The sequence below is a fragment of the Streptomyces sp. NPDC001502 genome, from assembly GCF_042894785.1.
In the GTDB taxonomy this organism is placed as follows: Bacteria; Actinomycetota; Actinomycetes; order Streptomycetales; family Streptomycetaceae; genus Streptomyces; species Streptomyces kutzneri.
This window is the reverse complement of record NZ_JBIAVW010000029.1, coordinates 13,352-32,347: the sequence shown is the minus strand read 5'-3', so window position 1 is coordinate 32,347 and position 18,996 is coordinate 13,352. Positions and strand designations below refer to the sequence as shown.

19 protein-coding genes are annotated in these 18,996 nt (G+C 70.9%); 8 read left to right on the top strand and 11 right to left on the bottom strand.

The features are described from left to right. Positions 1 to 42: 42 nt before the first annotated feature. Positions 43 to 306, bottom strand: coding sequence for a hypothetical protein (locus tag ACFY0D_RS35030; RefSeq protein WP_390801956.1), 264 nt, complete (start codon positions 304 to 306; stop codon positions 43 to 45). A gap of 633 nt (positions 307 to 939) precedes the next feature. Between ACFY0D_RS35030 and ACFY0D_RS35025 the strand changes: the two genes are divergently transcribed. The 8 genes from ACFY0D_RS35025 (at position 940) to ACFY0D_RS34990 (ending at position 8,815) form a co-directional block, all read left to right on the top strand. After that, positions 940 to 1,959, top strand: a complete 1,020-nt coding sequence (locus ACFY0D_RS35025; protein WP_390801955.1) for a hypothetical protein — start codon at positions 940 to 942, stop codon at positions 1,957 to 1,959. Further along, the gene (locus ACFY0D_RS35020) at positions 1,956 to 2,840 is read left to right on the top strand and encodes an aminoglycoside phosphotransferase family protein (RefSeq protein ID WP_390801954.1); all 885 of its coding nucleotides are present in this window, start codon (positions 1,956 to 1,958) and stop codon (positions 2,838 to 2,840) included. The genes ACFY0D_RS35025 and ACFY0D_RS35020 overlap by 4 nt, the downstream gene beginning before the upstream one ends. 843 nt (positions 2,841 to 3,683) lie before the next feature. After that, positions 3,684 to 5,003, top strand: a complete 1,320-nt coding sequence (locus ACFY0D_RS35015) for an ATP-binding protein (protein ID WP_390801953.1) — start codon at positions 3,684 to 3,686, stop codon at positions 5,001 to 5,003. Between the two features lie 2 nt (positions 5,004 to 5,005). Further along, complete coding sequence (locus tag ACFY0D_RS35010) at positions 5,006 to 5,431, top strand: roadblock/LC7 domain-containing protein (RefSeq protein ID WP_390801952.1); 426 nt, start codon at positions 5,006 to 5,008, stop codon at positions 5,429 to 5,431. 23 nt (positions 5,432 to 5,454) lie between these two features. Further along, positions 5,455 to 5,784 (top strand): DUF742 domain-containing protein, encoded by a 330-nt coding sequence (locus tag ACFY0D_RS35005; RefSeq protein ID WP_390801951.1) that lies wholly within the window; start codon positions 5,455 to 5,457, stop codon positions 5,782 to 5,784. Continuing rightward, positions 5,762 to 6,364: an ATP/GTP-binding protein gene (locus ACFY0D_RS35000; RefSeq protein ID WP_390801950.1), complete on the top strand. Its 603-nt coding sequence runs from the start codon at positions 5,762 to 5,764 to the stop codon at positions 6,362 to 6,364. The genes ACFY0D_RS35005 and ACFY0D_RS35000 overlap by 23 nt, the downstream gene beginning before the upstream one ends. Next, positions 6,361 to 7,566 carry a cytochrome P450 gene (locus ACFY0D_RS34995; RefSeq protein WP_390801949.1) on the top strand — a complete coding sequence of 402 codons (1,206 nt, stop codon included), beginning with the start codon at positions 6,361 to 6,363 and terminating at the stop codon, positions 7,564 to 7,566. Before ACFY0D_RS35000 ends, ACFY0D_RS34995 begins: the two co-directional genes overlap by 4 nt. A 10-nt stretch (positions 7,567 to 7,576) precedes the next feature. Continuing rightward, entirely contained in the window at positions 7,577 to 8,815 is a 1,239-nt protein-coding gene (locus ACFY0D_RS34990; RefSeq protein WP_390801948.1) for a cytochrome P450, read from the top strand. A gap of 115 nt (positions 8,816 to 8,930) precedes the next feature. Here the strand turns inward: ACFY0D_RS34990 and ACFY0D_RS34985 are convergent, their stop codons facing one another. From ACFY0D_RS34985 to ACFY0D_RS34940, 10 genes are all read right to left on the bottom strand, one after another. Continuing rightward, a complete protein-coding gene (locus ACFY0D_RS34985; protein WP_390801947.1) occupies positions 8,931 to 12,338 on the bottom strand; it encodes a LysM peptidoglycan-binding domain-containing protein in 3,408 nt (1,135 codons plus the stop codon). A gap of 8 nt (positions 12,339 to 12,346) precedes the next feature. After that, complete coding sequence (locus ACFY0D_RS34980; protein WP_390801946.1) at positions 12,347 to 12,802, bottom strand: TadE/TadG family type IV pilus assembly protein; 456 nt, start codon at positions 12,800 to 12,802, stop codon at positions 12,347 to 12,349. Then, positions 12,799 to 13,242, bottom strand: coding sequence for a TadE family protein (locus ACFY0D_RS34975; RefSeq protein WP_390801945.1), 444 nt, complete (start codon positions 13,240 to 13,242; stop codon positions 12,799 to 12,801). The genes ACFY0D_RS34980 and ACFY0D_RS34975 overlap by 4 nt, the downstream gene beginning before the upstream one ends. Further along, positions 13,239 to 13,664 carry a TadE/TadG family type IV pilus assembly protein gene (locus ACFY0D_RS34970; RefSeq protein ID WP_390801944.1) on the bottom strand — a complete coding sequence of 142 codons (426 nt, stop codon included), beginning with the start codon at positions 13,662 to 13,664 and terminating at the stop codon, positions 13,239 to 13,241. The genes ACFY0D_RS34975 and ACFY0D_RS34970 overlap by 4 nt, the downstream gene beginning before the upstream one ends. Before the next feature lie 27 nt (positions 13,665 to 13,691). Continuing rightward, the gene (locus ACFY0D_RS34965) at positions 13,692 to 13,877 is read right to left on the bottom strand and encodes a hypothetical protein (protein ID WP_390801943.1); all 186 of its coding nucleotides are present in this window, start codon (positions 13,875 to 13,877) and stop codon (positions 13,692 to 13,694) included. A 20-nt stretch (positions 13,878 to 13,897) separates the two neighbouring features. Beyond that, positions 13,898 to 14,788, bottom strand: coding sequence for a hypothetical protein (locus ACFY0D_RS34960; RefSeq protein ID WP_390801942.1), 891 nt, complete (start codon positions 14,786 to 14,788; stop codon positions 13,898 to 13,900). After that, on the bottom strand, positions 14,785 to 15,705 hold the full coding sequence (locus ACFY0D_RS34955) for a type II secretion system F family protein (protein WP_390801941.1): 921 nt from the start codon (positions 15,703 to 15,705) through the stop codon (positions 14,785 to 14,787). The genes ACFY0D_RS34960 and ACFY0D_RS34955 overlap by 4 nt, the downstream gene beginning before the upstream one ends. A gap of 139 nt (positions 15,706 to 15,844) precedes the next feature. After that, complete coding sequence (locus tag ACFY0D_RS34950) at positions 15,845 to 17,416, bottom strand: ATPase, T2SS/T4P/T4SS family (RefSeq protein WP_390801940.1); 1,572 nt, start codon at positions 17,414 to 17,416, stop codon at positions 15,845 to 15,847. Beyond that, positions 17,409 to 18,287, bottom strand: a complete 879-nt coding sequence (locus ACFY0D_RS34945; protein ID WP_390801939.1) for a hypothetical protein — start codon at positions 18,285 to 18,287, stop codon at positions 17,409 to 17,411. The genes ACFY0D_RS34950 and ACFY0D_RS34945 overlap by 8 nt, the downstream gene beginning before the upstream one ends. Next, positions 18,284 to 18,973, bottom strand: coding sequence for an SAF domain-containing protein (locus ACFY0D_RS34940; protein WP_390801938.1), 690 nt, complete (start codon positions 18,971 to 18,973; stop codon positions 18,284 to 18,286). Before ACFY0D_RS34940 ends, ACFY0D_RS34945 begins: the two co-directional genes overlap by 4 nt. Positions 18,974 to 18,996 lie beyond the last annotated feature (23 nt).

The window sequence follows — 18,996 nt, the reverse complement described above, 5'->3', positions numbered from 1 at the left end:
CCGGCAGAAACTGCTGTGCGCAGAGGACACTTCGCCTGGACCTCAGGCGGCCACTGCATCAGCGGCGAGGATGCCGGGGGCGGTACTGATGATGACCACGATGTCCTTTCCGCCCCCCGGGCTCGGCGTGATGGCTACGCTGGCGGCCAGTTCCCGCACGATGTGAAGACCGCGATCGCCGAGCACCGTCACCACCAGGCCGAGGTCCGGGGCCAGCTCGTCGAGGCCCCACATCCGCACGCCCTCCACCAGCAGGCGCCCGGCGTGGTGGATCGAGCGCTCTGTCAGGTCGAGGTCCAGATCCATGTGACCCGGCCGGGCGTGAAGGCTGCTCCGCGTCCGTTCGAGGCGGGTGAGATCGAGGGGTGTCGTCGCCATGTCTGGTCCGGTTCCGTTGACCTGAAACCCCGTTACGGGGCCCTGGTTGCGGTGGTTGCGGTGTGTACTGGGTGTGCGCCGGTCAGAAACCATTGAGGCAGTGCGCCCGGCGCATGGGCAGAGGTCGATGCGGATACCTCGCGAAATCCGCATGAGGAGGTCGGGTCTGCGATGCCGCAGCCGGAGAAGGTCCTCGACCCGGCCAGCTCTCCTGAGGCCTGGTTCGGCCACGAGATCATACACCGCCGCAAGGAAGCCGGCTACCACAACGCCGGTCCTTTGGCGGCAGACCTGCAGGTCAGCGTGGACGTGATCCTCAAGGTCGAAAGGGGCGTCTACCGCTGCCCCAGGGACCTGGCCCGCCGGCTCGACGACCTCCTCGAAACCGGCGGCCTCTTCACAAGGGCCTGGGCCATGGCCTTCGGCGATGCGGATAAACGGGGCCCTGATGCGGATGGAAGGCCTCGGCACCCTGCCGATCCCATCGCAGGGCAGGCCGCACGGAGCATCCTGGAGGGAGGTAGCGCATCCGTAGCAACGAGGAGTTCTGACCCTGTGCCCGTGGACCGTCGAACTCTCCTCGCCCTCGGCGGCCTGGCCATCGCCGCGCCGCTGGACCTGGCCCGCCTCCTCACCCCCACCACCGCTCCGCCTCTGCCCGTACGGATCACCCCGACCGAGATCCGCCGCCTGCAGGACATCGCTCATGGCCTTCACGGCTGGGACAACCGGCACGGTGGCGGCGGCCTGATCAGCCAGCTGTCCGGCGCCTGCGTCCAGTGGGCGATCAGGCTGCTGTCGGTTGACTGCCCACCGCAGCTGCGCCTCGACTTCCTTGCCGCCGTCGCCCGCCTCGGGCTCGTCGCCGGTGCAAGCCAGTTCGATGTCCACCAGCACGAGGAAGCCCGGCTCGCCTTCAAGGTCGCGGTCGAGTGCGCGGAAGAGGGCAAGCACTGGCACCTGCGTGCCAAGGGCTACAGCTTCCTCGCCCGTCAAGCCGCCTGGACCGGTGACGCCGACGACGCTCTCACCCACGCCGAGAAGGGCCTCGTCCGATCCGACCGCTTGACCGCCACCGAGCGCGCGATGCTCCACACCGCGCGGGCGAGGGCCTTCGGAAAGCTCCGCGACGTACAAGGGACCTTGGCCGCGATCGGCGCGGCCGACGACGCCTTTTCCCGGCGTCGCCCGGAGGAGGACCCACCCTGGATGGCCTACTACGACGAGGCCCAGCACAACGGCGACACCGCCCACGCGCTCTTCGATCTTGCCGTCGGCATCGACACCCACGACCCGGCCGAGGCGGTCACCCGGTTCCAGCGCGCGGTACACGGGCACAGCCCGGGGTTTGAGCGCTCCAGGGCGATGTCCTGCACCAAGCTGGCGTCTTTGGTCATGTACCGGGGTGACCCGAGCGAAGCCGTCGCGCTCGGGAACACGGCCCTGGACCTCGGGGCCGGACTCACGTCGCTCCGTGCAGCGGACGACCTCCGTGAACTCGGCCGCGTCGCCGGCCGTCATCCTCGACTCCCGGGGACGGCCATCCTCCGCGAGCGGATCGCCGCTACCGTGCACGCATGATGATCCCGGCCCAGCCCTTGGCCGTCGTCGTACGCGAAGCGTGCGCCGCCGCAGGCATCGATCCCCGCGGTGCAGAACCTATACGCATCGCCGAAAACGAGATCTGGCGCCTCCCCACCGGCGTCATCGTGCGGATCGCCCGCCCGGGCCAGGGCTACGCAGCGTCGCGCGAAGTCCGCGTCGCGCGCTGGCTCTTGGACGCCGGCATCCCGACGGTCAACCCGTTGTCCGTCTACCAGCCCGTTCTCGCGGCGGGCCGGCCGGTGACCTTCTGGGAAGAGTTGCCGCCGCACGAGCACGGGAACTTCTCGGATGTCGCCAAGGCCCTGAAGGCACTGCACGCGCTGCCCGCCCCCGACTTCGACATCGGTCGACTCAACCCGTTCGCGCGCATTCCGGAGCGCCTCTCCGCAGCAGGGACGCTTACCGAGCGAGACCGGATGTGGCTTCTCGACCTCCACGACGAACTCATCCAGCACTGGACCGGAGGTCTTGCGGAAGGGCTTCCTCACCGTGCCGTCCACGGCGACGCCTGGCCCGGCAACATCGTGCGCGCCGGACGCCAGACCGTACTCATGGACCTGGAGCGGTTCTCCGTAGGGCCACCCGAATGGGATCTGGTCTCCACCGCTGTCCGCGCGCACACCACTGGCGCCGTCACCGCAACCGAGTACGCGAAATTCTGCGAGCTGTACGGCTACGACGTCACCTTATGGCAGGGATACGACATCCTGGCCGGAGCCCGTGAATTGCGCATGGTCTCCTACGCCGCGCAGCACGCGGCCAGTCACCCGGCCTGGCGAGAGCAAGCGCAGTACCGCGTGGATTGCCTCCGCGGCCACCATGGCCCCCGGCCCTGGAAGTGGAAGGGCATCATGTAGCCGAGCGCCTCCATCGGTGTCACAAACAGCGATCAGGAGACCGGCTTCGCCTGGCGCGCCCTGGACGCCGGATGGGACATCCACCGGCACGAAGCCCTGCACCCGTCACCGGAGGCTGCCTCAGAGAGGCAGTCAAAGGGACTTTCTCGTCCTTTTCATGGCCCATTTCATGCCTTCATAGCGCCAAGCTCTACTGCCGCTTACTCTCAACATGGCCACGAAGTGGCCATGTTTTGATACCGCTGCCACGATGAGGCGCTCACGCTTGCTACCAGACGAACCTCACCCTGCAGGGCCATGTTCCACCACGGCCTTCTACCGGTGGGGATTCGCGGATTTCCCCTCACAGGAACGGACAACCTGGCCAAAGAACGGCAGGCGGCCTCCACTCCTCTGAGCTCGACTCGACTCGAGGAGACAGGCCATGGAAGTTGGCTCCGCTGCGCCCCTGCCGGCAGCGGTACAGCCCAGCTGCTTATGCGGTGGCATCGCGCCCGCCCGGCTGCGCCCTCTCCCGGAAACGCCGCTTCGGCGGCCGAGACCGTCGCTCATGTGCTGGCCGGTCGACACGTTCGCCGGCGAACCGGACGAGGCCACCGCTCTGTTCGAGTGGCTGCTGATCCTGGTACCCGGTTCCGGTGACCGCACGCATGGCCCGTGGCCCGTGCGCCGCCTCCGCGCCGGCGTCCGCTCCGTGCCCCCGCCGAGTTCCAGCCCGGGCTTGCGCCCAGACCGGTTCGGCAACAACGGGAGCCGGGTCTTCAACGATCCTCTGCCCCTGCTCACAGCGCCTCGGCCGCAGCCCGACGCAGCTGGATTCCACCGTCAGCCCGTGAGGATTTGATGACCACATTAATAGAGGCCGCGACTGTCGTCGTGCCGTCGGCGCTGGCTCTGGCGGGCGGAGGCGCGGCCTGGCACCTGAGGGGAAGTCTTCGTGCGGAACGCCGCAGGGCCGAGAGGCTCCACCGGCACGCCGAGACCCTCGCTGCGCAGCTGCGGGATACCGAACTGCTCCTGGGGCAGGTAGCAGATGACATCGTGCCCTCACTGCAGGCCGCCGTTGTCCGGCGCGGGTCCGGACAGGGTTTCACCCTTGAGATGCCCAACGGGCTGACGGGCGCGCTGGTGGCCGAGCGGGTGAGAGCCGTCGTCGACTCCGTGGCGTGGGCTCTGCGGCAGGTGCAGTACGACGCGGAGACGGCAACGGGTGTCCAGATATCCAAGGTCACGCAGGCCGCCGACCGCAAGACCGCCGAAGCACGGCACGCAGCTGAGGAGGCCGCCCAAGCGGCGGTGCGCAGCTTCGCCGCCTCCCTGGTGGCAACCACATCCCGGGTGAGCCGGCAGATCAGCGAGGGCGTCCGGCAGCACGCGAACGATGACGCGTACGCCACGCTCGTCACCATCGACCGTCTTGTGCAGCAGCTGCTGCTGGCCGCGCAGAGCTATGTGATCCTCGGCGGGGGGAAGCTGTCGCGCCGCTGGCCGGCCACCTCGCTCACCGACGTGATCCACGCCGCCATGGGCCACCTTGACGGCTTCGAGCGGATCAAGTGCGAGGAGTCCGACGTCGGCGTGGTCAGCCGGGCCGTCGGCCCGGCCGTCCATACCCTTGCCGTGCTTCTCGACAACGCCCTGAAGTACTCGCCCAAGTCCGCCGCTGTGGAAGTGCGGCTGCTGGAGGGCCATCACGGCGTGACGGTGAGGATCGACGACTGCGGTCTGCAGATGAACCGGGAGGCACTGGTCCTGGCCCGCAGGATCCTGGGGGGCGAGAAAACGGAGACCGTCACCCGCCTCGGCGCGCACCCGCGGACCGGCTTCCCCGTGGCCGCGAGGCTGGCTCGCGAGTACGGCTTCAGCGTCGACCTGGAAGCCCCCAACCGGTACAGGGGTACCTCCGCGCAGGTCTTCCTCCCGCGGGCTCTGCTGACCAGTGTCCCCGTGGGCACGATCGAGGCCGCCACGCCCGCGGCGAAGGCGCCGGCACCTGCGACCACCTCCACCGGTCTGACGGTGAGGCAGCGCAACACGGCTGTCGGCCCTCGGCACGCGGCCGACCCCGGACCGTCGCTCCCCGGCCGTGCGGGCGTGGCCGCCGCATGGGCGACCGGCACCCGGCGTGCACGTCAGTCCCCCACCTCCGGCGAAGGAGCCTGATCATGTTCACCGACACGCACGCAAACACGCTCGGCTGGCTGCTCGACAAGCAGCTCGGCACCCTCGATGGAGTCAGGTGCGCGGTCCTGATCAGCGCTGACGGCCTGCTGCACTCCCGCACGTCCTCCATCACCCAGGAGCAGGGGGAGCGGCACGCCGCCATCACCTCCAGCCTGCGCGGGGCGGCGCGGACGTACAGCGAGGAGTTCGACGGCGGTGGGGTGCGGCAGGTTCTGCTGGAGATGCATGAATACGTGTGCCTGATCACGCAGGCCGGTGAGAACATGCTGCTCCTGGTGCAGACCACCGGCCCGGACGCCGACATCGCAACGATCGCCCACCAGATGGGCGAGCTCGCCGGGAGCGTAGGCGCCCAGATGGCGGTTGAAGCGCGGAATACCGGCCCGGAAGCGCAGGCAGCAGGGTGACCGGGCCGCGGCGGGACCCGGACATGGTCAGGCCCTTCGTGCGGACCGGCGGGCGCGTCCGCCCCACTCGTCCGGACGTGCGCCTGGAGTCTCTGGTGCTCGCCGCGACCGGCCCTGCCGACAGGCTCAGGCCGGATCACCGCCGGGTGCTGGCCCTGGCCCACGGTGTCCGGGGCGGCCTGGCGGTGGCCGACATCGCCGCCGTCCTGAACCTGCCCCCGTCCACGGTCCTCATCCTTGTCTGCGACCTGATGGACAGCGGTCACCTGACCATCCCCAAGCGTGCTCGTGACGGTCAGCCTGAGATCGACATCCTGAGGGAGGTGCTCCGTGGTCTACAAGCCAAGATCTGAGTTGTCCCCCACCACCGCGGTCCACTCTGCGAAAATCGTCATCGCGGGCGGGTTCGGTGTCGGCAAGACCACCTTCGTCAGTGCTGTCTCCGAGGTGCCGACATTGCATATGGACGAGCTGATCACCGAGGCCAGCGCCGGAGTGGACAACCTGGCCCGCGCCCCGCAGAAGAAGACGACCACCGTCGGCGTCGACTTCGGCCGTATCCACATCAACGATGCGCTGGTGCTCTACCTGTTCGGCACCCCCGGCCAGACCAGGTTCCGGCCCCTGTGGCGGAATCTGACCGAGGGCGCGCTCGGTGCTCTGGTCCTGGCCGACACCCGCGACCTGGACGCCTCCCACGAGCACCTCTCCCTCCTGGAAGACCAGGGCACCCCGTACGCGGTGGCGATCAACAACTTCGACGGATCCCCCAGCCATCCGCCCGAAGAGATTCGCCAGGCCCTGGCCCTGGACGGGAGCACACCGCTGACCGAATGCGACGCCCGGGTGGGCCGTTCCGGCTACCTGGCACTGATCGAACTCGTCAACTACCTGACCTCCCGCTCCCTGCGCCCCCTGGAGTGCCGCTCGTGACCACAGCCGCCCTCGGCATCGCACCACCGCCGCGCATCGCGCTCTACGAGGCGGAGTTCGCCGCCGACCCGCACGCCGCCTATGCCCGGATGCGTGCCGCGCACGGTCCGCTCGTCCCCGTCGACTTGGCTCCCGGTGTGCCGGCGACCCTCGTCATCGGCTACGAGCAGGCCCGGCACATCCTCAACGACGAGCTCCGCTTCCCCGCCGACCCCCGCATGTGGGAGCGGGCGATCCCCGACACCTGCCCCGTGCGGCCGATGATGGAGTGGCGGCCCAACGCGCTGCGATCGGACGGTGCCGTGCACTCCCGCTACCGGGCTGCGAACACGGCCGCCCTCGACGCCGTCGACCAGCACCACCTGCACGCCCTGGTCGAACAGGTTGCTGCCGACACCATTGCCGAGTTCCGCCCTTCGGGCCGAGCCGACCTGCTGTCGCAGTTCGCGTGGCCGATCGCCTTCCGTGTTCTGAGTGCGCTGCTGGGCTGCCCGGACGAGATCGGGCACCGGATCGCCGACGGCATGGCGAAGATCTTCGACGGCGTGAACGCGGCGGCCGGCAATCGGATCCTCGCCCAAGCGGTGTCCGACCTGGTCTCCCTGCGTCGTCAGCGGCCCGGCCACGACATCACTTCCCGGCTCGTCGGGCACTCCGCGCGTCTTGACGATGGCGAGATGGCACACCAGCTCGTCACGCTGTACGGCGCGGGCATCGAGCCTCTGACCAACCTGATCGCCAACGCGGTCCTCAAGCTCCTCACCGACGAGGAGTTGTCCGCGGACGTGCACGCCGGCGGGTCTTCCGTACGGGAAGCCCTGGACACGGTCCTCTATCGTGACCCGCCGTTGGCGAACTACTGCGTCTCGTACCCGGCCCAGCCCGTCAACGTCGACGGGGTCGTACTGCCCGCCCACCAGCCGGTCGTCATCTCGATGACGGCGTGCAACAACGACCCCGCTCTCGGCGAGACGGGCGGCTCCGGCGACCGGGCCCACCTGTCGTGGAGCACCGGCCCGCACGCCTGCCCGGCGCGCTCGCATGCCTACCTCATCGCCGAGACGGCCATCACCCACCTGCTCGATGCCCTGCCCGAGATGGACCTCGCCTGCCCGCCCGATGCCCTGACGTGGCGTCCGGGCCCGTTCCACCGTGCCCTGGCCCATCTGCCGGTCCTCTTCCCCGCCCCCATCGCAGCCTGAAGGAGTACCGATGGCACCGCAGTCCACCGCTCCGATCGTCCTCGACCCCACCGGCGCCGACCACCACGGCGAGCACCAGCAGCTGCGCGGCCACGGATCCGCGGTCCGCGTGGACGTCCTCGGGGTGTCCGCCTGGTCCGTCACCGACCCAGCCCTCCTGAAGAACCTGCTGACCAGCCCCGACGTGTCCAAGGACGCCCGTGCCCACTGGCCGACGTTCAGCGAGGTCGTACAGACATGGCCTCTGGCCCTGTGGGTGGGCGTGAGCAACATGTTCACCGCGTACGGTTCCGATCACAGGCGGCTGCGCCGGATGATCGCACCGGCGTTCTCCGCTCGCCGCGTCGCCGAGCTCGCCGGCGTCGTCGAGAACATCGTCACGGCCATCCTCGACGACCTCGACACCCTGCCCGCCGGGGAGACCATCGAGCTGCGCGAGCGCCTCGCCTACCCGCTCCCGATCGCCGTCATCGGCCACCTCATGGGCGTGCCCGCCGACCAGCGCACAGGCTTCCGTGCCGTCGTCGACGGCGTTTTCGACACCACCCGGAGCTCCGACGAGCAGGCCGCCAACACCGCCCGCCTCTACCAGGCCCTGGACGGGCTCATCGCCGCCAAGCGCGCCGAGCCGGGCGAGGACATGACCTCCCTGCTCATCGCCGCCCGCGACGACGACGGGGACGGGCGCGGCCTGTCCGACGCCGAGCTCCGCGACACCCTCCTGTTGATGATCAGCGCCGGATACGAAACCACCGTGAACGTCATCGACCAGGCCATCAGCCTGCTGCTGACCCACCCCGAGCAGCTCGCCCACGTCCTCGCCGGCCGTGCCGACTGGAACGACGTCGTCGAGGAGACCCTGCGCCTCGAGCCGGCCGTCAAGCACCTCCCGATGCGCTTCGCCGTCACCGACATCACGTTGCCCGACGGGCAGACCATCGCCCAGGGGGAGGCGATCCTCGCCTCCTACGCCGCGGCCAACCGCCATCCGGGCTGGCACGGCGAGACCGCCGACACCTTCGACATCAGCCGCGTCGGCAAAGACCACCTGGCGTTCGGGCACGGCATCCACTTCTGCCTCGGAGCGCCGCTCGCCCGACTGGAGATCGCCACGAGCCTGCGGTTGCTCTTCGGCCGCTTCCCACAGCTTGAACTCGCAGTCCCCGCCGATCAGCTCCGGCCGCTGGGCTCGCTGATCAGCAACGGCCACCAGGTTCTGCCCGTCCGACTCCGCCCGGCCGCTGCCTGACTACCCGTCCCGGTGAACGCGCGGCGGCCGCGGACGCAGCACTCCCGATCCGGCCCGCACGCATGAACTCCTCACGGCTTCCCCTCTTTGGTTGCCGACTCCGGTTGTCCGCAGCTCAGCGCCGCACAGGTGTCTGGGGCAGCAGGGTACGCAGGAGTTGGGCCGTCTCGAACTCCATGTCGACGCCGCCGCCGAGTTGCTCGTTGATGCGCACAAGGCGCGCTGCGGCTTCGCGCAGGGCGGCGAAGTCACCGGCGGCATGGTGGGCCAGGAAGACCTGCCGGTGGAGGAGTTCGTTCTCTTCGGCGGCAAGCAGCCCTTGGTGGGCTGCCCAGAGTGCGCCGGGGGGATCGCCTGCCTCTCGGCGTCGGGTCGAGAGTTCGTACGCGATGTCGGCGACGGCCGAGACCATCTCCTGGATCGCAGGCTCGGCCCAGGCGTAGCGCTGGGGGTCGATGGCTGCGAAGGGCCGTCCGCGGACAAGGGTGAGGGCCCTGCGCAGTGCAAGGTCGCCGTCCTCGTCGTGGTGGGCGAGGCCCGTGCGGGCGTAGCCCTGGAAGGCTGCCCAGTCGCTGGTGACGGCAGGGCCGAGGCGGTAACGGTTGTCTCCGGTGTCCTGGACACGTGGCAGGTGGGCCTTGCCGTCCGTGTCCTTGCCGAGCCAGGATCGGGTGCGTGAGATCGTCGCGTTGCGCATCTCCTTGTTGACCCGGCGGCCGGGCCAGAGGGCGTCGTCGATGGCGTGGTGGTCGACGCCGGGGGCCAGCGCGAGGTACGCGACGAGTTCCGTGCCGATCTTGAGCCGGTTGGAGTCGATGCGGCCGGTGGCTCCGGTGATGCCGACGGGGCCGAGCAGGAGCACTCTCGGCGCGGTGGCGACCGGTTCGGGGGCAAGGCCGACGGTGCCTGGGGGAAGGGGAAGGGTGGGGGCGAGCGAAGCGTCCACCGACCAGGGGCCGCCGGGCAGATCGGCGGAGGATGTCCGGGTGGCGGCCGCTTCGGGTGCCGGCCGTGCGGGAACCGGTTCCGGGTGGTCGGCGGCACGGAGTGGGCCTGCGCCGACCTCCGCGAAGAGGTCCGCGAGCGTGGGGCCGGCGGCCGGCTCCGGCTCCACCGGCGGCTGGGGGGCGATCTTGGCCATGTCGACGGCAGGGGGCGCGGGATCCCCGTCGCTTGCCGGGTCCTCTGCTGCCTCCGGTTCGCCGCCGGCGTTCACCACGTCCTCGAAGGTGACGGCCTCTGCTGGTCCGTCGGTCCGCTCCCCGTCTGCCTGGCCCTCCGTGGAGCCGTTCTCGCCGAGGACGGCGTCCAGCCATTCGGGTGCTTGCGCGTCGGCGTCGCCGGCGGCGAGGGTCAACAGCTCGATCGCGTCGGCGAAGTGCTGATCGCTGAGCCCTTGCAGCTTGACAGGGAGACGGGAGCCCGGCAGGAGCACCGTTTCGTTCCGGCTCTGGCAGTTGAGCGACCAGCCCCCCGACGGTGACCGGAGCCGGGTGCTGGAGGTGATGACTGCGCCGGCCACCCGGGGTTCGGTGGCCAGGGCGGTCAAGAGTGCCTCGACGTCGGCGTCATCGGGAAGATCTTGGGCCAAGAGGATGTGGGGGGTCCACGCGCCGCCCGCGTCGTCCAGGAGGCGTGCGGTCCGCATGCCGGAGGCCCCGATGGCGGCCAGAGCGCGTCGCTGATCCTCGATGTGGCCGGTCAGCTCGGCGGTGGCCTCCTCGGTCTCCTGGATGCGGACAACCCGTTCGGGGGCGGCTGCGTCGAGCCCTGGTGCGGTACCGGCGAGGGCAGTGATCTCCAGGTGTCCGGGAAGCGGGGTGCTGGCGAGCTCGACGGCTACGGCCTGCAACACGTGGCGCGCATGGTCCGGGTCTCCGTCGAGGTGGAGGGTGCCGACGTGTTCGAGGTCGACCAGCACCAGGTGCCCGGCGCTGTCCCAGCCCAGGGAGACGAGAGCCGGATAGGGAGCTTCGGCCCCCTGGAGGGCCTCCTGTCCGGCGAGGTCGGGGCTGGATGCGGAGCATGTCCACAGGTCTGTGCGGCCCGCTGCGCCCGTGAACGGCTTCACTGGCACCGAGTCGCCCTCAAGGTGGAGTTCGACCTTGCTCTCGTGCAAGACCACCGCGGTGACGATGGGCAGTTCGCGGTGGACGGCGGCAAGGTTGAGGGCGAGGCTGCGCAGTGCGACGTCGAGGAGTTCAAAGCCGCTGGGGTGCTGGGCGGCGCGCAGGCCCTGTTCGGTGGCGGCTGCTCGGCCTTCGGGCATCGGAATTCGGCGGCCTGGGCGACGGCGGCGCTGTTGGAGGATACGCCGGGTGGCGAGCGTGCCGACCAGGGCGGCGGCCAGCGCTCCTGCTCCTGCCCATACAGCGGCCGGGGCCAAGGCCTGGTCGGTCTCCGGCACCTGCTCGACGCCGGACGGCGTCCGGTGGGACGCCGCGGGGGCCGACGGTGTGGTGGACGGGGCGGGGGCGACCGGGCCCGGTACGGTCGGCGGGGCCGGCACAGGGGCGGGGTCGGCAGGTTTCCCGGCCGGTTTCTCGGGAGTCGCCGGGGGAGACGGGTGCGGGACCCTGGCCCTGGGCAGGTCGAGTTCCTGGCCCGGAATGATCAAGTCGGGGTCGTCGAAGTTGCCGCCCCCCGGGAGGGCTTCGCCCCGGTTGGCCTCGAAGATCTCGGGCCAGTCCTCGGGGTCGCCGTGGGCATCGGCAATGGACCAGAGGCTGTCGCCAGGTCGTACGGTGACGTGCTCGGGCTGATCCGGTGCGGCCGGGGTGCCGGCCGTGCCGTCGTTCCCGGTGCCGGTCCGCTGCACGGGCGGGCTCGCGTCCGAAGGGGGCGGGGCGGTCGTAGGTGCGGCGGCGGGCGGGGCGAGGCGGGCGTCCGCGGGGAGCCTGATGACGGCGCCCTTGGGCAGGAATTGGTCTCCGGCGACCAGCTGCGAGATGTCGGGGTTGAGCGCCGCGATGTCCTTCCACCTCTGCCCTTTGCCGAGGTACTCCTCCGCCAAGTCCCAAGGGAGTTCGGAGGTGCTGGTGACGGTGTGCGTGGGCCAGGTCTCTTTCGGGGTGACGGCGGAGTCCGGGGTCGGTGCCTGGCTGTCGGCGGTGTGCGCGGTCTGCAGGGCGGTGGCGGTGACGGCGGGTCCGGTGGTTGCGGCCGAGGCAGCGGTGGGGGCGAGCAGCACGATCCCGCCGAGGAGGAGTCCGGCGAGGGACTGGAGGCCTCCCAGGCCCTTGATCCGGCGTGCCTTGCGCCCACGCAGCAGCGCGATGGCCTCCATCGCGGCCGAGAGTGTGAATGCGGCCCAGGCTGCCCAGCCGATACAAGTGAGCACGGTGAGGAAGAACTGACCGTCGTCCTGCTGGGTGAGCAGGTCCAGGCCGCCGGTCAGGCGAGTGGGTTGGTGGCCGATGGCGAGCAGCACAACCGGGATGCCGGCCACCAGCGCGGCCAGGACGACGAGGCCGACCAGGGCGCGGAGCAGGCGGCCGGCGGTGCGCAGAGGTGTCGGGCTCATGGGTCGGTTCAGCCTTCGGCTCGGGTGTGCAGTCGGGCGTGTGCCGTACCGGACACACTGATCCTCGACGTACCCACGAACTGGGCGAACAGCGTCGAGTAGCTGTCGTGGACGGTGACCTCAAGGCGCCGTCCGCCGTCGGTCACGGTTGCCGAGCCGGTCACGTTCCGGGCGGCGAGGTAGCCCTGCGCGGCGGCGACGGCGGCATCCGGGTCCACCGTGATCGCGCTGCCCTCGACAGCTGCGGGGATGTTGAGCTGCTGGCCGGCGGCACGGGCGGCCTCCTGTGCGAGGCCGGTCGCCTTGTTGGTGGCGTTGAGGGCTCCGCCACCGTCCACGAGGAGCCCCATGATCATGATGATGCCGAGGGCGCTGAGTGCGTAGAACGGTGACAGCGATCCTCGGTCGGAACGAGTCCGGCCGGGCAGCAGGTGGGCCCTGCGGCTGGGGGGGGTGATGATCACTGGCGGCCTCGGTAGCTGTCGATCGGACTGGTCCAGGAGGCCCTGAGGGTTCGGGATCCGGGCAGGCCCGGCAGTCCGATCTCGCCGAGCGGTGCGGTGCAGGCGACGGTGACCTGGACCGTGGCTTCCTGGCCGAGGTCGAGGGAATAGCCGGAGGTGTCGACCGAGACGCTGGAGGAGGTGCAGCGGACCCCTTCTCCGGTGAGGCTGAGTTCGGCCGCGGCTGCCCCGGCGGCCTGAGCGGTTCCGGCGTCGCGTTCGAGGGAGGCGGCGCGCGCGGCCGCGCGCGCGGCGGAGTCGACGGCGCCGGCGGCGTCTGTGACCCGGCCGAAGGCGATCATGAGGAGCATCAGGGCGATGACGGCCGGCGCGAGGATGACGGTCTCGACGGAGTAGCTGCCCCGGTCGGATCTCCAGTTCCGGCGCGACGGCCTTGTCACGGGGTGCTCCAGCGTTCGACGGGCGCCTCGGCGTGCTGGACGACGTCGAGTTCGAGGCCGGGGACAAGGGTGGCGACGGTGCCGCGGACCGTGATGCGGATCCGCTCCGCGCCGCTTCCGTCCGCGGACACACTCGCCCCGCGCACGCTGTTGTACTTCGCAAGGAGCTGCTCGGCCTGGGCGACGCCGTCTCCAGGGCCGGTGCCGATCTGACGTCCGGCCTCCACCCCCTGGGTGGCCGCCGAGCGTGCCACGCTGCGGGCGTGGAAGTACATGCCGGTCTGGATCGTGGCGAAGACCAGGAACAGCACGACGACAGCGAGGACGGCGAGCTCGACGCTTCCCGAGCCGCGGTCCCCTTCGAGCCACGGGCACGGGCGCGCCCATGGGCGCCGCCACCGGCTGCCGGCCTGGCCTCTCACTCTGTTCCCTCCTCGCCGGTAGTCGGTTCAGCCGCTGATGAGCGGAATCCTGGCGTCGGTGAACGTCTTGATCGCGGCGACCACGGCGATGGCAACGGCGATGACGACACCGGCGATCACCGCGAGCTCGGCCGAGGTCTGCCCGACGTCGCCGGCGTTCTTCAGGCGCTCCCAGCGGGCGGCGAGCAGGGTGGTGAGGGCGCGGAGGTCCATGATTGTTCTCCCTTTTGGTTCTAGCCGTTGAACATGCTGACGACGGGCGGCAGGACGACGAAGACGAGCATGAGCAGCACGGCGAAGGTCACGGGTAGCACCATCGCGGTGCTCGCTTCGTTGGCTTGGGCTTTGGCGTCGGCGAGGATCGCGACGCGCAGCTGGCGGGCCTGGGCCTGGAGGGTGGTGTAGACGGCCGCGCCGTCGCCTGCGAGGGCGAGGGTGTCGGCGGGCCGGGTGAGTTCGGGGATGTCGAGTTCCTCGCCGAGCTGTTTGAGCGCGTCCCAGACGGTGACCCCGGCGAGGTCGGCCTCGTAGAAGGCCTGCCGCATCCGCTCGAAGATGAAGCCGTCGCCCACCGCTGCCGTATCGGTCAGAGCCTGGGCGGCGCCGCTGTTGGCGATACGGGCGAGGGCCACACGGTCGAGGTAGGAGGCTGCGGCGTGCCGGACCACGAGGCGGGCGGCTGCGGCCTCCTTGCGGACCTCTTGGCCTGCCCACAGCCAGAACAGCCCCGCGAGTCCGAGCGATGCTCCGACGGGCATCACGAAGGGCAGGGTGACGCCGAGCACCGCGAGGAGTGCGGTGGCGAGCTGGGGCAGGACGAGCCCGTAGAGGGCGAACAGGAACCGCTTGCCCAGGTGCTCGGCCGGGCTGATCCGCAGGAGGTTCAGGTCCCGCACCGGTAGCGTGATCCGCTCGCCGAACGCCGGGAGGAGGCGTGTGCCGACCTTCTCCGGCAGGGAACCTGTGGTGGCGGCGGTGGACTTGGGCAGGCCTGCGATGTGGTCGGCGTCGAGCCGGTCCAGGGCCGAGGCCAGGTCGGGGCGACCTGGGTGCAGGGCGCGAACGGCCAGCCCGGCGAGGGCGCCGGCGGCCGCAGCGGGCAGGATCGCTTCGATGGGGATCACCGGATGCCTCCGAGGAGGGGTGTGGTGTCGGCCGCGGGGAGGGGGTTGAGGAGGCGCGGGTCGGGCTTGCTCGCAGCGGCCCGGCGCAGCCATGACAGCGTCCACGCGAACAGGCCGCCGAGGACGGCGAGGGCGATCTGGCCCATGGGGGACTGGTACCAGGCGGACCAGGCCTCGTTGAGCATGCAGCCGACGAACACGATGCAGATGACGACGGACACGATCCGTGAGCTCTTACGGATCTTGGCGCGGTCGGACTCGATGTCGCGGGCGTCGGCGGCCTGCTGGTGGATCGTCACGGCGAGTGCCTCCAGCGCGGTGGACAGGCCGGGGCCCATGTTCACGGCGTGGGACTGGAAGAGCAGGACGACGTGGTCGGCCACGCCGTCGCCGAGCTCGTCGGCGAGGTGCGCGAACGCGGCCTTGGCATCCATGCCGGAGCGCAGCCGCTCATCCAGTGCCCGTACGTGGGGGGCGATGGGTGCGGGTGCATGGCGGGTGCTGGCACGGATGGTCTGTACGAGGCTGATCCCCGCGGTGTGGATGCCTGCCAGGCCGTTGAGCCACTGGCCGACTGCTTCCAGGCGCTCGATGCGCTGTTCAGCGGCCGTGCCGGGGTTGAGGAGGAAAGGAAAGCCGAGGACGGCGGCGCCGGCCAGGACGCCGTGGACGGGCCATCCCGTCCAGGCCCACACGGCGAGGGCGGTGATGCCGGCCGTGGTGACCAGGGCGCGCCAGCGGTGCTGCCAGGTCTCGGGGAGGCCGGCCTTCACGGCACGGATGCGGCCGGCCCTGCGGGGTAGGGGTCTGACCGGGTCCACGGTCCGGCCGCGGAACTCGCGTACGGCGGCCAGGCCGGCGAGGACCGTGACGACCGCGCAGAGGGCTGCGACGAGAGTGAGCTGGGCGGAGTTCACCGGGCCTCCCTGGTGTGTGCGGTCATCGGTTCCCCCGTAGCGTGTGGGCAGGTCCCGCCATGGGCCGGGGCAACGCCACGGTGGCGGCGACGGTGGCGGGCGTGTCGCGTCTCGCTGTGGGTCCCGGGCGTAAGGGGGATCACCGTGAGCCTGCCAGTCGGAGGGCCGGGCCCCAGGCACCCTCGGGGTTGTGGGTCAGCCACCGGCGGTCGAAAGAGCCGGTGCGCTCCAGGGCGTCGATGAACGAGGGCATGGTGCGGTAGACGGCACGCGGCTCGCTGCCGTGGGGGGCGAAGATTTCGCTGGTGGTGGGGCGGCCGCCTTCGCCCACGGCGTCGTGAACTTCGTAGAGGTGGGAGACGAAGCGGTGGCGGCGGCCGCCGATGGCGGTCTCGTCGCGGTAGGTGAGGTAGACGACGACGTCGATCGAGGAGGCGATCAGGTGGTGGGCGGCCTCGGTCTGCATTCCGGCCTCGGTGCACAGTTGCACCAGGCGGGAGACGATCGCGTGGGGGCGGCGAACGTGCAGGGTGCACATCGATCCGGAGCCGCCGGCGGACATGGCCTGGAGCATGGGCAGGACCTCGTCGGAGCGGACCTCTCCCACGATCACCCTGCTGGCGTTGAAGCGCAGGGCGGTCGGGAACATGTCGCTGATGGTGACCTCGCCCGCTGCTCCCCCGCCGCGGACCTCGCCGTTGGACTGGCGTGCCTCGAAGGCGAATGTGACCGGCCCCGGCTTGTCGGCGGGTCCCGGTTCGTCGAGGTAGAGCTCCCGGTCCGATTCCAGGGTGACGATCCGCTCCGAGGCAGGAATCTCCCTGCCCAGAGCACGCAGCAGGCTGGTCTTGCCGGCGCCCATGTCGCCGACGACCAGGATGTTCAGCTTGGCCTGGACGCAGGAGACCAGGAAGGCCTTGAGGAGGGGGTTGATCGAGCCCCATTGGACGAGCTCGTCGATGCCGTGCTGCCTGATGCGGTGCTTGCGGATCACCACTGAGGGGCGGGTGGTCAGCAGGCTCGCGGTGACGCGGGATCCGTCGGGCATGCGGAAACCGACCATGGGGGTCGACTGGGTCAGGGCGCGTTCGCCGTGACCGGACAGGCCGGCCATGCGGTTGACCCAGGTGATCAGCTCCTCGTGGGAGTCGGCGACCCGCTCGATGCTGCGGCGCGGCCGGTCGTAGTACTCGATGTGCGCGCGCAGCCCGTCGACCATGACGTCTTCGACGCCCGGCTCGTCCAGTAGCCCTTGAAGGCGACCGCCGCGGAACATCGCGTCGAAGACCGCCGTCCCGACGGCGTGCTCCTCCTCCGCCGTGAGCGGGGTGGCACCGTGGGCGTACTTGGTGGCCCAGTCCGCGACCGCCCGCGTGACCAGGGAACGGGCGCGGGCGCGGCGGTCGTCCTCCTCCAGCAGTCGGCTCGGGTCCTCGGCGGACAGGGTGGCGGAGACTTCCGCCTGCAGGGCCTCGACCACCTCCCAGCCCACCGGGAGCCGGCCGGGCAGCCCGGCCAGTTTCGGCACGGCGACCGGGCCGGCTGTGGCCGTCGGCGTTGCCGGCACGGGAGGCAGCGGACCGGATGCCGGGGCGTCCTCGGGCCGGGGAGCGCGCGCAGGTCCGATCCGACCGGTGAGCAGGCCGGTGATGTCGGCGGGCCCTCGCACGGCCGGGCCGCCGGGGCTGGGGCGCTGCTGGGTGTCAGCCACCTGTCATCGCCTCTTGGTTGAGGCGCTGGAGCACCCCGGCCAGGCGGGCGGTGGTGGCTCCGGGAGCCGCGGGCGGGTACCTCCGGTGCAGGGTGCGGCGGGAAGCAGCCGCCTGAAGTTGGTCGATGGCGCTTCGGGCGTTGCGCAGCAGTGCGGACTTCTTCACCGCGCGCGGCGCCCGGCCGGTGCCTGCCAGGTGGGCAGCGGTGTGCGGATCCCAGGGCAGTGCGGCCATGACGGAGAGCCGCAGCGCGTCGCCGACCTCGTGCGCACGGCGGGGGCCCTCCTCGATGAGGAGGATGCCGAGGGCGTCGGCACCGGAGCCGCGCTCGATGAGTTCGGTGCGCAGTGGGTCGGTCACCTGCCGGGCCAGGGCGAGGGACTGGTCGGTGGCGCGTACGACGAGCAGGACCAGGTCGGCGCCGTGGAGCAGGGGGGCGGGGGTCAGAGTGGGGTGGAGGTGTCCGGATTCCAGAGCGAGGCGGCCGGCGTCGATGACGACGTCGTATCCGCCTTCGTCGGACAGGACGCGCATGACCTGGGCCAGGGTGGGCCAGGTTCGGCCCATCGCGGGTGCCTGGCCGGGATCGGTCAGGCCGGGCAGGAGCTGGCGGTGGCCGGACTCGTCCAGACGGACGAGGTGGCCGGCGAAAGCCTGCGCGAGGGCGTCTTCGCCTGCGCGCGCGGCGGCGGCGAGATGGTAGAGGCCGGTCCCGGCGGAGATCTGCCCCTGGAAGAGGCCGGCCCTGATGGTCCCCCCGGCCGGATCGCACTCGGCCAGGAGAGAGGGGCGGCTGGAGGAGAGCGTCAGCGCGAGGGCGCTGGTGGTGACCCCGCTGGACTTGGCGCTGACCAGCGCGGTGACGGTCATGATGGGCTCCGGACGTCGCGGATCAGGGCGATCCGTCCGGCCGAGGCCCGGGTCGCCAGGAGCGGGCCGTCGGAGGGGGCGACCGCGAGGTTGACCACGACGGCGCCGGAGGCGTCCGGGCGGCTCACCGCGACCACGACGGCCTTCACCGACGTGGGCGGTGCTTCCGCGTCCTTGCCCGCAGGCTGCTCGCCCTGAGCGGGAACGGTGACGGCGAGGACCTTGTCGCCGGGTACGAGAGTTCCGGCCGGGGCCTGGCCGCGCTTGACCTGAACGCCGACCTGCTGCTTGTTGTCGCCGAGGCCGGTGCCGGGCTGGAGCTGGCCGGCCACGAGGAGGCCGCCCTTGCGGAGGTCGACGGCGGGGCGCTTACCGATGACCGAGGCCCTGTCGGCCGCCGGCATCGGGGTGAGGGCGGCGTCGGCCGAGACCTCGGCCACCTTGATGTCGGCATCGGTCAGCGGCTGTCCGGCGGGGACGTCATTGGCGATGGCCAGTACCTTCGCGCGCTCGCCGACGGCGGAGACCGCCGCGGCGGCGCCGAGCGCCGCCGCAATGGCCAGGACCGTGCACAGGGCGGCCGCTGTGTAGCGGCGCTGCTTCTTCACGGGAGCGGTCGTGGTGATGGGGAGTTCGGCGCGCGGACCGGCCGTGCGCGGCGCCGGCGGGGCGACAGGGGATTGCATGTCGGGAGACTGCCTCTCGGGGA